At 46.7% G+C, this 14,539-nt stretch carries 12 protein-coding genes; 4 read left to right on the forward strand and 8 right to left on the reverse strand.

Features of this window, described 5'->3' with window-relative positions; all coding sequences use genetic code 11:
• Positions 1-382: 382 nt before the first annotated feature.
• From G8759_RS22525 to G8759_RS22545, 5 genes are all read right to left on the reverse strand, one after another.
• Positions 383-1,696 (reverse strand): Gfo/Idh/MocA family protein, encoded by a 1,314-nt coding sequence (locus G8759_RS22525; RefSeq protein ID WP_167212786.1) that lies wholly within the window; start codon positions 1,694-1,696, stop codon positions 383-385.
• Between the two features lie 84 nt (positions 1,697-1,780).
• Positions 1,781-1,927 (reverse strand): hypothetical protein, encoded by a 147-nt coding sequence (locus G8759_RS22530; RefSeq protein ID WP_167212794.1) that lies wholly within the window; start codon positions 1,925-1,927, stop codon positions 1,781-1,783.
• 171 nt (positions 1,928-2,098) lie between these two features.
• Positions 2,099-2,932 (reverse strand): SPFH domain-containing protein, encoded by an 834-nt coding sequence (locus tag G8759_RS22535; RefSeq protein ID WP_162390440.1) that lies wholly within the window; start codon positions 2,930-2,932, stop codon positions 2,099-2,101.
• Positions 2,932-3,120 carry a hypothetical protein gene (locus G8759_RS22540; RefSeq protein WP_162390439.1) on the reverse strand — a complete coding sequence of 63 codons (189 nt, stop codon included), beginning with the start codon at positions 3,118-3,120 and terminating at the stop codon, positions 2,932-2,934. Before G8759_RS22540 ends, G8759_RS22535 begins: the two co-directional genes overlap by 1 nt.
• A gap of 519 nt (positions 3,121-3,639) precedes the next feature.
• Complete coding sequence (locus G8759_RS22545; protein ID WP_167212801.1) at positions 3,640-4,386, reverse strand: PAS domain-containing protein; 747 nt, start codon at positions 4,384-4,386, stop codon at positions 3,640-3,642.
• 655 nt (positions 4,387-5,041) lie between these two features.
• On the opposite strand from G8759_RS22545, the gene G8759_RS22550 reads away from it, so the two are divergent.
• Positions 5,042-5,443: a response regulator gene (locus G8759_RS22550; RefSeq protein ID WP_167212805.1), complete on the forward strand. Its 402-nt coding sequence runs from the start codon at positions 5,042-5,044 to the stop codon at positions 5,441-5,443.
• A 74-nt stretch (positions 5,444-5,517) separates the two neighbouring features.
• Here the strand turns inward: G8759_RS22550 and G8759_RS22555 are convergent, their stop codons facing one another.
• On the reverse strand, positions 5,518-6,165 hold the full coding sequence (locus G8759_RS22555) for a Crp/Fnr family transcriptional regulator (protein ID WP_167212810.1): 648 nt from the start codon (positions 6,163-6,165) through the stop codon (positions 5,518-5,520).
• A gap of 64 nt (positions 6,166-6,229) precedes the next feature.
• Positions 6,230-6,859 carry an HPP family protein gene (locus G8759_RS22560; protein WP_232073907.1) on the reverse strand — a complete coding sequence of 210 codons (630 nt, stop codon included), beginning with the start codon at positions 6,857-6,859 and terminating at the stop codon, positions 6,230-6,232.
• Positions 6,860-7,631: 772 nt separating this feature from the next.
• Between G8759_RS22560 and G8759_RS22565 the strand changes: the two genes are divergently transcribed.
• The 3 genes from G8759_RS22565 (at position 7,632) to G8759_RS22575 (ending at position 13,275) form a co-directional block, all read left to right on the forward strand.
• Complete coding sequence (locus G8759_RS22565) at positions 7,632-10,763, forward strand: SusC/RagA family TonB-linked outer membrane protein (protein WP_167212819.1); 3,132 nt, start codon at positions 7,632-7,634, stop codon at positions 10,761-10,763.
• Positions 10,764-10,798: 35 nt separating this feature from the next.
• Positions 10,799-12,340: a RagB/SusD family nutrient uptake outer membrane protein gene (locus G8759_RS22570; RefSeq protein WP_167212822.1), complete on the forward strand. Its 1,542-nt coding sequence runs from the start codon at positions 10,799-10,801 to the stop codon at positions 12,338-12,340.
• A 137-nt stretch (positions 12,341-12,477) separates the two neighbouring features.
• The gene (locus tag G8759_RS22575; RefSeq protein ID WP_167212825.1) at positions 12,478-13,275 is read left to right on the forward strand and encodes a polysaccharide deacetylase family protein; all 798 of its coding nucleotides are present in this window, start codon (positions 12,478-12,480) and stop codon (positions 13,273-13,275) included.
• 69 nt (positions 13,276-13,344) lie between these two features.
• Here G8759_RS22575 and G8759_RS22580 read toward each other — a convergent pair whose 3' ends face one another.
• Complete coding sequence (locus G8759_RS22580) at positions 13,345-14,403, reverse strand: glycoside hydrolase family 43 protein (RefSeq protein ID WP_167212828.1); 1,059 nt, start codon at positions 14,401-14,403, stop codon at positions 13,345-13,347.
• Positions 14,404-14,539 lie beyond the last annotated feature (136 nt).

The raw sequence follows: 14,539 nt of genomic DNA on the forward strand, positions 1-14,539 counted from the left end.
CACACTCAGTCAGCATAGCTGCCTGCGGATATTGAAAGAACCGAAGCAGCCGTTTGTCATGATTGGCGGGTTGTCGATGTGCCTTACCCAGGAGCGTGCGTACCAATGGGGTCTTTTACCGTGTTTAGAGTAGTTCAACGGCTGACCAGCAAAGCTTGGGCGAGTTGCAGAAAATTCTTGACAATTTCTCGGCTGAACTACGGCAATTAGCCGCTTAGCGGTTAATTTATTTAGTGCTAACCGTTCGTATGCAACTGGAAATAATAATCAGAATCCGGTATGAAAACGGGGGAAGAAAACGGACCAGGGTTTATCGAATAAACCAGTTTTTGTTTGTCAAATCAATACTGGTTTATCCGATAAACCCTGACAAAAAAAACCATTACACCTTCATTTCCCAGCCTTTTTCGTACTCCCGTTTCCAGAGTTGTGTGCCTGCTTTATTGTCTTTGATATGCCCGTTTGTAGTGTCGCAGTGCAAGGTAGAACCAGTCCGCTGGGCAATATTGGCTAAATGACAGAGCAATACGCTTTTATGTCCCTCCTCAATCGGAGCCGTTAGTTTCGTATTCTCCCGGATGGTTTCCACGAAGTTGGTGAAGTGTGTCAATTCCAGATCACCCGTAGCGCTAACGGTGTTGTTGGGGTCGAGTACAGTGTCGGGTTTGATCTCTTTGACAAGCTTGTTCTTCTCATCAAAAATCTGGTAATCGCCCCCACCTTTATTCACGAGCGTGCCTTTGTCGCCATAAATAATGAAGCCCCGGCCGCTACCATCAATGGGAAATGAACTGCAACTGCGTCCTTCCCAGGTGATGGCTTTCCCGTTGTCAAATTCAAACGTAGCTACTTGCGTATCTGGCGTCTGCCAGTCATCTTTGAAGGCATATCGCCCACCCGACGAGGTTACTTTCGAGGGAAAATCAACGCCCAGAAACCAGCGGCAACAATCGATCTCGTGATTACCGTTGTTACAGGCTTCGCCGGTACCCCAGTTCCAGAACCAGTGCCAGTTATAATGCACCAGATTATCCCGGTAGTCCTGACGGGGCGCCGGGCCTTGCCAGAGGTTAAAATCCAGGGTGCTTGGTACGGCAACTTTCTTGCCTACGCCAATCGATTTGCGGGAGTTGGTGTACCAGGACTTGGCAAAATAGGGGTTGCCAATGGCCCCGCCACGTACTTCTTTCACCGCTTCGATCAGGGTTGGAAACGACCGGCGCTGGCTACCCACCTGGATCAGCTTGCCGTACCTGTCACGGGCCTGAATCAGCATTTCACTCTCGTAGGGATTCTGACTACAGGGTTTTTCGACATACACGTGTTTGCCATTGGCTACGCCCATCAGTGCTGCCGGAGCGTGCCAGTGATCAGGAGCAGCAATGAGCAGTGCGTCGAAGTCTTTTTGGGTCACCAGTTCGCGGATGTCCTTTATGATGGTGGGTTTGCGGCTGGCATCTTTCACCGCATCCAACCCATTTTTAATGGCCTTATCTTCCACATCGCAGAGGTAGGCCACCTCCACATTAGGCAGTTTGGAAAACGACCTGGCATGGTACGAACCGCGACTATTGACACCCATTACGGCCACAACGACCTTGTTACTCGGCGCATTTTTGCCATAAATAGGAAAGTTCAAGATGGTCGTGCTCGCGGTAGCTACAGCGGTATGCTTAATGAATTTCCGACGATCCATAGGAATACGGTTTTACAAATAAGTTTAGTTAATCTCTTAGCCATTAATCCTGCGAAAAAGCGCTTCATTGAGTGACCACTTAATTCACCCATTTGGCGATTCACCGAAGCGGGCAAATCTCCTGAATTTACTGATGATCACTAAACTCCTAAAGGCAGGTGAAGCCCGTTTGTACTCAAACACTTTTACCCCATTCAGCTTATTCTCGATGTAATTGTTTGAATAAGCCACAATTCGGCGGTTTATTTAAACGCCTGATTTTTTAAGTGAGACCAAATTACAACCCTTCCAAAATACAGATCGACGGAGTCCAGTAACTAGTGTTAGCTTGTTACTGGACTCCGTCGATCTGTCACACTACCTTCGAACAAATTGGCTGTATACTGACTTACCAGTCAAACCTTATTTGATCGGCATTTGTATCATTGTTGAACTACTGCCAAGCTGTGTGGTTGGTAAGCTGCCGTTCCATTTGGCAATCCACTGCTGTTGGATGAGCATAGGCGTTAACGTCTTTTGTTTCAGCTCATTGGCCCGTGCTTCTGCTTCCGCTTCAATAATTTTGGCTCGGGCAATACCACTGGCTTTGGTCACGGCAATTTCAGCCGATGCTTTTTCGGCCGCTACCTGATTGTTGAGCCGGAGTGCATTCTGTACGGCCGTATTCTTGGCATCAATCATGGCCTGCAGCGATTCGGGCGGGGTTAGATTGGAGGTAATATTCTCAAAGGCAAATCCATCATTGACCAGGGCTTTCTGTAATTTAGCTTCTACCTGATCTTCAAAACTAACCCGGTTATTAACCAGTGAATCAGGCGTAAAGGTGTTCGCAACGTCCCGATACGAATTGTAAACAATAGTGCGCAGGATGTTATTTTCGATGTCGGGCAACTCCTTTCGATACTTGCGATAAACGGAAGCGCCCTGTCCTTTTACCAGGTGATAGTTCAGAGTGGGGTCAATCTTAAATAGCGTACCTCCTTTGGCACTTACGGTAAAGGGGTCATAATCCTTGGTCTGGGTGAAGGTAGGATATTGCTCAATAAAGGAAGTCAATGGATTATAGAAAACCCAGCCTGTCACGTTCTCAATGTCGGAGGCTCCCCGGTCGGAGCCTATTTTACTGACTTTGATCCCTTCGTGGCTAGCGTCGATTGTTGTACAGGAAATAACAAACTGACTGACCAAAAGCAGGAGCCCAAGGGCTGAAACAATTGAAATTATAGTTTTTCGCATTAGTTTTTAAACGGGTTTTTAGTGAAAGCTTTCGTTTTAAGGAATATCCAGCCATGAATGATCAGAAGCAGTATGGCCAGAATTGGTGTAAAGTCACTTCGTTGGTTTAACAGCCACAGAATCGTACTGATACTGACCACACTAAACACCAAAAAGGTGAAAATCAAAAGGACTTTCGTTAAGCTCATGGTTAAGGCTGATTTGTTGGCTCAAAGGAATAGCAACAGCGCTTATCTACCATCGGCAATTGGATGAATGGCTGTTTTTGCTTAACAAGCCGGCACTTGTGCTTATGGCGTAAGCCCACTCCCCCATCAGGCAGATAAGGCCCGTTAAAAAATCCCTGTACCAGTCATTTTTGATTATGGTGTTCATTTCCTCTATAATTCATTACTAACAAGGTTGACCTGTAGATTAAAATCTCAGTGTATGGAAACAGGAATTCGTCGCCCGTAAGGCGAGCTTAAGGCACTAAGGCAATGCAGGCCAAAACCTGATCGGGTGCCAATAGCCCAGTCGGGACGTAAAATCAAGCACTCACAAGGAGCTGTTGGGAAAGACCCACAAAGAATGTTCAAGCAAAGGGAAGCACAGGCATGTTCGTTTAGGCATACATCCAAGGTAAGTATCCTATACCGATCAAAGCAAAACTTTTGAGCAGGCGGTCAAAAGGGTTTGCTAGTGGTTAGCTTAGCAAACTCGACTGCCTAGCTAATGTCCCAGCAGATGCCAAGCACCCAGTCGGGCTGTTCTTTCCCGTCGGCCTTTACGACACCTTTAATTTTGATTCTATGCACTTCGCTATGCCGCCAGATGCGAAGTACCTCTTCGAAAGAATGGCTGCCAGTTGTCAACTGCTCAACAATTCGCTGGGCAACAGGCTGATCGGCCAGGATGGCAGATTTACTATACGTTTGAAGGGAAACAGGTGCCCCTGATTCGATACCAAACAACCGATACATACCCTCGGACCAAAAGAAGCAATCCATTGACCGGTCATAATCCCAACTGCCGATTCCGGCCAACTCTTCGGTCTGTTGAAGCAGCGTGAGGTTTTTGATCAAAGCCTGTTCGGCTTGTACCCGCTCAGTGATGTCGGTAAAGAAACAGAGCAGGGTTTCCTGTGCCTGGCCGGTGATAAGTACCTCAAACCATCGTCCATCGTGGGGTAGTTGATAATCGACCCGCATGTTCTGCCCACTGATGGCTACCAGTTTATAATAATGCCGAAGTTCTTCACCCTGAGGAAATACCTCCCGGCAGCTTCTGCCAATCAGCTCCTCCTGACTGGCTCCCAACAATGTAGCCGCTGCCGGGTTAACCAACTGATATCGAAAATCAATAGGTCTACCGGTTTCATCCCGGACAATCTGGTAGAGGATCAGCCCATTTAACGAGTCCTTAAGCAGTGCTCGCAGCAAATGGTCATCGGATAAAATGGGGGAAGTTAACATAGTGATCGAAAGAGTGTACTACATGAAGAATTCAAGCTAAATTCAGCAGGACAGGTAATTATTTCGTTAATGGTTAACTGGGTCTATTTTGAGGTAACAAATCTCAAACCCACACTTGTGTTCCGATTTATCAGCTTTGCTACTATCAGGAACTTTAACTGCAACGAAGTAGATCACCCATACGATGTCTTCCTGGAATGCCAACGGGGTTAGTATTCGTTTTAATGATTTAGAGATCATCTATATATACGTTTAGTTTAATTATAACGCATATAGTATCCGTACAATTTAGTTATTTAATCAATAGCGAAAGCTTATCTATCCAATAATATAATAGCACTAACGATTATGAGTCGAAATTATATCGACAACAATTACGATTGATATGCGGCTTCGTGTTAATTCAGGGCTTTTTGATCGGAATATTCATTTCTACACGGGTCCCCACGGGTGTATTCTCAGCATCGAACAGGCAATTATCTCTAGCCGCACCGGGCTATCTTTACGCTGGAGTGAATAAAAAATTGAACCCATTGCTTAAAATGTAGTAGACATCGAAAAGATAGGTATGTTTTTAAATTTGAATTCTTTGATGGCTCTACTTTTTTCGCTTCAAGTCGATACAGAAGCCTGAATTTTCTAATCGTTTAACCCCATGCCGTCTCAATTTTCGATTATAGTCATCAGTGAGGATAGGGCGTTGGCCGAGACATTAGGGCAGGCTTCAGAAACCTCCTTTCCAGAAGCTACGTTTCAGCAATTTTTACGTGCGAACGAAGCCAAAACGTATTTGAAGGAGGTCAATTTAGAGCGCATAAGTCTGGTTATGCTGGATATCAATATGCAGGATAGTGCGAACGAACTGGATTTTCTGGCCTTTTTACGGTCTCGTGATGAAACGCAACAAGTACCGGTCGTTATTCTGACTGTCGCTCAATTACCCTGCGATGTTGTGGCTTCTTATGCATTCAGTGCTGCTTCATTTACGTTTAAACCGTTTAGCCTCAATGACTGGAAAACGTATTTATCGAATTGTAAGCAGACCTACTTTCCATAGCACATGGTCAATGGTAGCCATTACCCATAAAAATGGTTCTAAAGCAACAGCCTACGAATTGATGAACAGGGGTTTTATGCTGGTATTATCTGGGTCAAACTACTCAACCGATTGTGGTCCAGAATGAGTATCCGTTTGCCGTCCTGTTCAATAATCGTTTCCGCTTTCAGTTCGTGGAGCATTCGGAAAAACGTTTCGTAGGTTGTTCCGGCATAGGCGGCCATGTCCTGCTGCTTCAGGCTAACATCGATATAGCCACCCGCATCGATGCCAAACTTTCGCTCCAGCATTAACAGGGTTTCGGCCACTCGTCCCTTCACATCCATGAGCGCCAGATCGCGCAAACGTTTTTCAGCGGCTTGTAAGGCATTGGCAAAAAACTTCATCAACGCATGCGTAAGGGCATGGTTTGTTTCCAATGCGGATTCAAAAAAAGGCAACTCAATGTAGCAGATGGCAGCATCCTCTAAGGCTGTCGCCGAAACGGGAAAAATGGGTTCTTCCCCCAGACCGCGATAGCCAATCATTTCACCCGATCGGGCAAAATTGAGAATCAACTGCTTTTGGCGCGCCCACTGCTTTTGAATTTTGACGATCCCTTTATACACAAAAAAGACTCCTGCAACCGCATCTCCTTCCGCAAAAATCAATGCCCCTTTTTTGACATGCAGTATTTTCCGGTTGGCCCGAACAACGGCCTGCCAATCGTCCTTCCCAGCCATACAAAACAGGCAGCTATGCAGATCACATTCTGTCCGACTATTCTTCATTCTGAAGTCATTTGCGCTATGTCCATCTTTTCCTTATCCCGTTGTTGGGTCTGGCCATGCCGATACTTTTTTTCTTTCCGGTTATTTTCCGCCAGGGCCAGGGTGCAACCGGATACGATCGACTGGAAGGTATATTATTAACAATCAGCGCTATAAGCAATAAAATAATGACCCCCGTCATGACAGGTGTCAGGGTATAGCCAAATCCCAGGCTTTTGATTTTTTCAGAACCGATATTAGCAATAAGGGCAGTAGCCCCGGCTGGCGGATGCATGGTTTTGGTCATTTGCATACAGACGATGGACAATGAAACGGCCAACGCCGATGACAGCCAAATCTGATCTGGAACAAGCTTATGAATGGCAACTCCAATGAGTGAAGCCAAAAGATGACCGCCCACTAAATTTCTGGGCTGTGCCAGTGGACTATTGGTTGCCCCGAAGATCAATACACAGGATGCCCCAAATGAACCAATTAGAAATACATCATCCTGCTGGGTAAAGTGAGATTGCTGGAGTAAACCGATTGCCGCAATAGCTGTAAATGCACCCAGGAAAGTCCAGAAATGGTCTACTGGTTCCAGAATAGTTTGACGATAGATGACATAGCGGGCTATTCGATAACGACGTTCAATTCTTTTTTTCACAACGAGACGTACCAATACATGAACTAAAACGATCCTTACTGAGAAACAAAATGCAAATAACGGCATAAAATATGATCTAGATCATATTTTATGCCGTTATTGATTATTTCGAACCACGACAAACTCGTTTTTTTGATTCAATCAATACATTTCGGCACCTGATTTTCCCACGAATTGGCTCTAAATCGGGGATTGTAACACGAAGTTGTCAATGATAATATAGTATAACCTGGCTACTAAATCCACTGATGAGCAAACCGCAATATGAACCGAATACAAAAAGTCACCTTATGCCTGTTAAACGAGGAAAAACATAATTTTTACAAAAATAATGCAATCGGTTGCAAATTAAAATCTTATTCTGCTATTTGCATTTAGATAAGTAATAATAGTACCAATCTGGGAGTCACTAGTTAAACTTCTTCATCAATTTTATCCGTTATTTCTCTAGTATATAGACCCATGTAGTTGACTTTAGTTACCAGTAGCCCTGGTTCTAACATAAAGAGTTAAAAAATACAAATTACAATTAAACGGCATACAAGACCATGCCTACTAACCTTCTCAACTCACTACCGCTATCCAAACAAACCAATTCCCTTTTTTAAACCCTTTCCAAAAGCCTATGAAAAAAAACGTATCAGTCCTAAAAGAGTCAGCAATGCGCTACGATCACTGACTTACAAACACATCTTTATAGCTCCTGCGAAAAACGTCCGACCTGGAATGCAGAGTTTTATTTGCCATTACTAAACCAAAAACCTTAAAAATTATGACCAATCAACTACAGCTACGTGGCTTACTGCGTATTTTTTTTCGACATGGGCTCTGCCAGTTAGTGCTCATAGTAACCCTTGCTTTGAGCGTAAAGGCGCAAAACGCATCAACCGATAAATCGATTACAGGTACCGTTCTCGACGAAAAAGGAAGTCCTTTAGTTGGTGTCAATATCCAGATTAGAGGCACGACGCGTGGCACCGCCAGTGATGCTCGGGGCGCTTATCGAATTGATGTTCCGAATGGAAACGCGGTGTTGGTATTCAGCTACATTGGGTATAAAAAACAGGAAATTGCGGTCAACAATCAGTCAACGATCAATGTATCGCTGGAAGGAGATGCTGGCTCACTGGAAGAAGTCGTTGTGGTTGGTTATGGCACGCAAAGGCGGTCGTCGCTGACGGGAGCCGTTTCAACTGTAACACCGAAAGAATTAACGGCCCTGCCAGTCCCCAACGTTACGTCAGCCTTGCAGGGACGGGTACCGGGAGTATCGGTTGTCAACAATGGAGGACCGGGCAGCTCGCCTATTGTACAGATCCGGGGAATCGGGTCGATTAACTATGCATCGGGTCCGCTCTATGTCATCGATGGCGTACCAACGGGGGATTTGAATAGCTTCAATACCAATGATATCGAGTCACTTGAAGTACTAAAAGATGCCAGTTCAGCGGCTATTTATGGATCGAGGGCTTCGAATGGCGTGATCCTGATTACAACGAAAAAAGGTGGTCGGGACAGTAAAGTGCGCATTTCGCTGGACTCGTACGTCGGTACGCAGAGTGCCTGGCATAAAGTCGACGTGCTCAACCGGGATCAGTATGTGCAGTACGCCAAAGCCCTGACCACGAATGCGGGTATCCCGACACCGGGCCGTCTGAGCGACCTGAATCAGCCGATATATGCCGGGGCAACGCAAACCTTTGCCCAAACTGAAACGAACTGGCAAAACGAACTTTTCCGGAACGCGCCAATAGCCCAGCATCAGCTTTCCTTGTCGGGAGGAAATACAGTTTCCCGCTTCTTCGCGTCGGGAAGCTACTTCAAACAGGATGGCATTATGAAGGGTACCGATTTTGAACGGGGTTCGTTACGGTTAAATTCTGATCATCAGGTCGCTAAATTTCTGACGATTGGGCAGACACTGACAGCCGCATACAGCAACCAGCGGGCGGAGCCATCTGCCGACCGGTCGCAGTTGATGCACGCCATCCGCATGATGCCCTACTGGCCAACGACTGATCCTACAAAAGTAGGTGGATTTAGTGCCCCCACCGCACTCGATGGTTCTGACCCGGAAAACCCACTCCGAGCCCTGACCATGGACGTTACCCGGACTAAATTCCTGAAAGCCTTCGCCACGGTCTATGCCGATGTCAGGCTAACCAGTTTTTTGAAATACCGCTTTAATTATGGGGTCGATCTAGGTTTTACAAACGGGAGCACTTTTAATCCGATTTACAACGATGGATACGTTCAGCGTACCTCTGCCACAGTTTCGCAGGTGCGTAATACAAACATCTCTCAGGTAATCACCAATCAGCTTTCGTTTGATAAAACATTTGGGAAACACTCCCTCAGCGTATTAGCGGTGGCCGAAACCCAAAAGGTGCTGTCTACCGGCCTGACAGGTTCAGGCACCCGGCCCAATAACGATCTCGATGTAATACAAGGCGTTAGCAATCCTTCGATAACCAGCACGCGGGCCGAAACGGACCTGATATCCTACGTCGGCCGTGTTAATTATGATTACGAAGGTAAATACCTGCTGAGTGCCTCGATTCGCCGGGATGGTTCCTCCTTATTTGCTCCAGGTAATAAGTGGGGTAACTTCCCATCGGCTTCGGTGGGCTGGCGTATTAACCAGGAGGGCTTTATGAAAGGTATGCCCCAACTGTCGGAGTTGAAACTACGGGCCAGTTACGGCCGAACCGGTTTCAATGGCATCAACAACTACGCCTGGCAGTCGCTGGTGCAGGCTGATGCTACCGCCTATCCCTTTGGCAGTGCCAACAGTTTAGGCTCTTATTTCAACTCGTTAGGCAATACCGAACTGAAGTGGGAAACCACCGACATGGTCAATGTGGGCGTGGACGTAGGCTTATTTAATAACCGAATTACCTTCACCGGCGAAGTGTACAACCGGTTCACGGACGGGCTGATTCTGGCGGTTCCTATTCCAAATTCCATCGGGTACACCAATGCGCCGGTCGCGAACATCGGGAGCATGAAAAACTGGGGGTACGAGTTCCAGGCAGGTTATAATTACGCAAAGGGAGATTTTCGGGGGAATGTATCGGCTAACGTCGGAATCACCCGCAACCGGGTGTTGAGTCTGGCTACCCCAACGGCATCCATCTATGCGGGCCAGAATGCTGATTATGGCGGTTTCGATATCACCAAAACTGAAGTTGGGCAGCCCATTCAGTCGTTTTACGGCTGGCAGGTCGATGGCATTTTCCAGGATCAGGCCGCCATTAATGCCGCGAATGCGGTTGATGGTAACGACAAAACCCTGTATCAGGACAAAGCAGCGCCCGGCGATATCAAGTTTAAAGATCTAAATGGCGACGGTAAAATTGATGCCAATGACCGTACCTATCTGGGAAGCTACCTGCCGAAATTTAACTACGGTGCTAACTTCAGCGGTACGTATAAAAACTTCGATTTTACACTCTATCTGCAAGGTGTTCAGGGCAATAAGATTTACAACGGCACTAAGGTTGTTACGCAGGGAATGCTTCGTCTGTTCAATGCAGGCACGGCCGTTTTGAATGCCTGGACGCCAACCAACACCAATACCGACGTTCCCAGAGCAGTTAGTGGTGATCCTAATAACAACAGCCGTACATCTGACCGCTTCCTTGAAGATGGCTCATACATGCGGATCAAGAATCTGACGATTGGTTATACGATTCCGGTCAAGGTGCTGGGTGGGCTCACAAACGGTGTCGTTAGCAAAGTTCGGGTGTACGTTTCAACCCAGAACCTGCTGACACTGACCAAATACACGGGCTACGATCCGGAAATTGGTTCCCGCAATGGAACACTGCTACGGAGCGGCATTGACTATGCCAGCTATCCGCAGGCACGCACGTTCCTGGCTGGACTTCAGCTTACGTTTTAATTGGTTTTTTGACGACCTCAACTCCTATTATTTCCATGAAAAGACACTATTATTTAACCAGCGCTTTGCTACTCAGCGTTGCGATTGGGTGTAATGACAAGAGTTTAGACCAGCTCAACCCCAACGCCGTTACAACTGACAGTTATTTTAAGACCGATGTACAGATAAAGAGTGCCACGAATGGCATTTATGCGGCTCTTCAATCGACTAACCTGATTGCGCGTGAGTGGTTTTTTACCGAAGACCTTCGTTCTGACGATGTGTCGGCTGGAGGAGGGCAGCTCGAAACACCCCGTAACCAGTTACTAACCGGTGTGCACGATACGGGCAATTCCCTCGTTAGTTCCGTTTGGACGGGTGCTTATCGGGTCATTCACCGGGCCAATGTTGTTATCGACAAAGCGGCAGCTTCTACAACTACCCTAACGGCCAGTGTGGCGAATCAGGCTACTGGCGAAGCCAAATTTCTGCGAGCCTGGTCTTATTTTGAGCTGGTTAGTTTGTGGGGCGGAGTTCCATTGTATAAAAACTACGTTACGTCGCTGGCTGGTTCAGCCCCCCGGTCGCCGGAAGCTGATGTATATGCGTTTATCGTTGCTGATCTGAAAGCGGCTCAGGATGCACTTCCGGCTACGTATGATGCTGCCAATCAGGGCCGTGCCACGAAAGGAGCAGCTCAGATGCTGTTGGCCCGCGTTTATTTGCAACAGGGCGATTACGCCAATGCAAAAACAGAACTTCAGAAAATCATCAGCTCAGGTACGTATCAACTGGTTGATGAATATAACGACAATTTCATCGAAGAAACTGAGTTCAATAAAGAGTCGATCTGGGAGGTTAATTTTCTACCATCGGGCGGTACATTTAACTGGGGTGGTGATGGTGATGGCGCTTCGGGTGGCGAAGAAACTGTTCGGACTCAGGAGTACTCGGGCATCGGCTGGCGCAACATCATCCCGTCGAATAGTCTGCTGGCTGAATTTGAAAAAACCAGCAAAGGTGATGCCAAAACCGACCCACGTTATGCTAAATCGGTGTACACCACGGGCGATAAATTCAATAACGGACAGAGCGTCCTGACGGACGCTCAGCAGAATGGCTTCAGTTCGATGGTCGATGGTAAAGAGCAGAAAATAAGCTGGCGGAAGTTTACCCTGATGTACAAAGCCGGTGTTTCGACAACGGGAGGCATCAATCAGCGTATTATGCGTTACGCCGAAACACTGCTGGCGATGGCTGAATGCGAAAACGAATTAGGCAATACAGCCAGTGCCGTTACCTATCTGAACATGATTCGGAATCGCGCTAGCGTGGCTATGCCTGTTTACCCAACAGCGAATTATCCGGTTTCGACAAAAGATCAGGTATTCACCGCTATTATGCACGAACGCCGAATCGAGCTGAATGGCGAAGAAATCCGGAACCGGGATATTTTGCGCTGGCGTAAGCTTGGTAAGCTAAAAACCGAACCACTTGCTTACTTCCAGAAGGGCAAACATGAGCTACTACCCATTCCCCAGCAGGAAATTGACAATAACCCCAACATTGGCCTCAAGGGTCAGAACCCTGGTTATTAACCAAAAGGTGTTTGGCAAGTGATTAACAATGACACCGGGGTAATTCCGGTGTCATTGTTATATTAAACAGATAAAGAGCTACGCAGCCAATAAGCGCTTATCCATTTATCTAAACAAGGAACAACCTATTGCATCGTATGAAAAAAATAACCGTACTCAGTTTATTGCTGCTCACCCACACCCTGACATTCTCGCAAAATTCCACCGTCTGGAACGGAAAAAAATGTGCCGTGGCACTCACCTACGACGATGCCTTACTGGTGCATCTGGACAATGTCATTCCGGTTATGGATTCGTTTGGTTTAAAGGGAACGTTCTATCTATCAGGCTATTTTCCCGGCTTCGTAAACAATATTCCGCGCTGGCGAGCAGCGGCTGTTCATGGGCATGAGTTAGCCAACCATACGCTGTTTCATCCCTGCGATGGCGACCGGCCCGGCCGCGAATGGGTGAAACCTGCCAACGATTTGAGTAAATACACCGTCCAGCGGATGACGGACGAAATCAGGATGACCAACATCCTGCTCAAAACCCTTGATGGCCAATCGACCCGGACTTTTGCTTATCCCTGTGGCGACACTAAAATTGGAGATGTCGACTACTTCAAAACCGTAGAAGGTGATTTCGTGGCTGCACGAGGGACAAAAAGTGAGATGAAACCGATCACTGAAATCAATTTTGCCGACATCGGGTCGTATGCCATCAATGGGCAGACCGGCGAACAATTGATTGAATTAGTAAAAAAAGCGCAGGAAACGAATTCGTTACTCGTCTTCCTGTTTCATGGCGTAGGTGGTGGACACTCACTGAATGTTGCGCTGGCGGAACACAACAAACTAGTACGGTATCTGAAGCAGCATGAATCGGACATCTGGGTAGCACCATTCATTGAAGTAGCTCAATACGCAAAGACCCATCAATCGAAGCATAAATAGATTTGACAATAAACAAAAAGCTTCCATCTGATTTCAGATGGAAGCTTTTTATTCGGTAGAAGTATAATGTTAAGGTGTAATGGTTTCGATAGAACCATCAGGCTTGCGCTTCAATTCGCGTACTTTGATATTCCGCAAATGCGTTTTACCCGATAACTCGACATCGTGGTAAAAGATGTACCACTTTCCCTTGAATTCAACAATGGAATGGTGTGTCGTCCAGCCAGTTACCGGCTTCATGAATGTACCCTGATATGTGAACGGACCATAGGGTGATTTACTGATCGCGTATGCCAAAAAGTGTGTATCACCGGTTGAATAGGAGAAGTAATAAGTGCCGTTGTACTTGTGCATCCAGGCCCCTTCGAAAAAGCGTCGGTCATGGTCACCGGCCAGCAGCGGCTTCCCATTCTTGTCAATTATTTTTACCTCTTTGAGCGGCTCATCGAATTTGAGCATATCCTTGCTCATCCGAACGACTTTTGCACTCAGCGCGGGCTCATTATCTTTGCCTAAATCGGTCTTCAGGTTTTTATTATACTTGCCTGTTGCCCAGCGCTGTAGCTGACCGCCCCAGATGCCGCCAAAGTACATATACGTTTTCCCATCGGTATCTGTAAAAACCGCCGGGTCAATACTAAAACTACCCGGTATTGGAGCGGGTTCGGCTTTAAAAGGCCCGGTCGGTGATTTGCTGGTTGCCACTCCCATGCGAAACACATCCTGTTTATCCTTCACGGGAAAGTAGAGGTAGTAGGTTCCATTTTTGTAAGCTGCATCGGGTGCCCACATCTGACGACCTGCCCAGGGAACGTCTTTAATATCCAGTGCCACCCCATGATCGGTTACCTTACCATTGATGTTGTCCATTGAGAAAACATGGTAGTCGCGCATGTTAAAATGGCCTCCTTCATCATCCTGGGGCACATTCGCTTCAATATCGTGCGATGGATAAATGTAAATTTTTCCATTGAATACGTGAGCTGACGGGTCCGCTGTGTATAGCGCAGTAACCAGTGGTTTGGGTTTAGCCGGGTCGGGTCGGGTGGTTGACTGGCAAACAGCATCGTTTAGCCCAACACTCACAAACGTTATAGCAGCAAGAGTGAATTTATTCAGGATGAACATAAACTAGAGGTTATTTAAACTAGTGGTCCGCATTGATTAAGAGAGTTGGTCAGCTTATGCCTGAGCGTTTATAAATGAGATGGTTTACAGCCGTACCGAGGCAATCGCGTTGTAAAGCTATATTTTTTGACATGGT

This window comes from Spirosoma aureum (assembly GCF_011604685.1).
Taxonomy (GTDB): domain Bacteria; phylum Bacteroidota; class Bacteroidia; order Cytophagales; family Spirosomataceae; genus Spirosoma; species Spirosoma aureum.

Coding starts and splice junctions, on each gene's coding strand:
- G8759_RS22525 (WP_167212786.1), bottom strand. CDS start 1,696: ATGGATCGTCGGAAATTCATTAAGCATACCGCTGTAGCTACCGCGAGC.
- G8759_RS22535 (WP_162390440.1), bottom strand. CDS start 2,932: ATGCGAAAAACTATAATTTCAATTGTTTCAGCCCTTGGGCTCCTGCTT.
- G8759_RS22540 (WP_162390439.1), bottom strand. CDS start 3,120: ATGAGCTTAACGAAAGTCCTTTTGATTTTCACCTTTTTGGTGTTTAGT.
- G8759_RS22545 (WP_167212801.1), bottom strand. CDS start 4,386: ATGTTAACTTCCCCCATTTTATCCGATGACCATTTGCTGCGAGCACTG.
- G8759_RS22550 (WP_167212805.1), top strand. CDS start 5,042: ATGCCGTCTCAATTTTCGATTATAGTCATCAGTGAGGATAGGGCGTTG.
- G8759_RS22555 (WP_167212810.1), bottom strand. CDS start 6,165: ATGGCTGGGAAGGACGATTGGCAGGCCGTTGTTCGGGCCAACCGGAAA.
- G8759_RS22565 (WP_167212819.1), top strand. CDS start 7,632: ATGACCAATCAACTACAGCTACGTGGCTTACTGCGTATTTTTTTTCGA.
- G8759_RS22570 (WP_167212822.1), top strand. CDS start 10,799: ATGAAAAGACACTATTATTTAACCAGCGCTTTGCTACTCAGCGTTGCG.
- G8759_RS22575 (WP_167212825.1), top strand. CDS start 12,478: ATGAAAAAAATAACCGTACTCAGTTTATTGCTGCTCACCCACACCCTG.
- G8759_RS22580 (WP_167212828.1), bottom strand. CDS start 14,403: ATGTTCATCCTGAATAAATTCACTCTTGCTGCTATAACGTTTGTGAGT.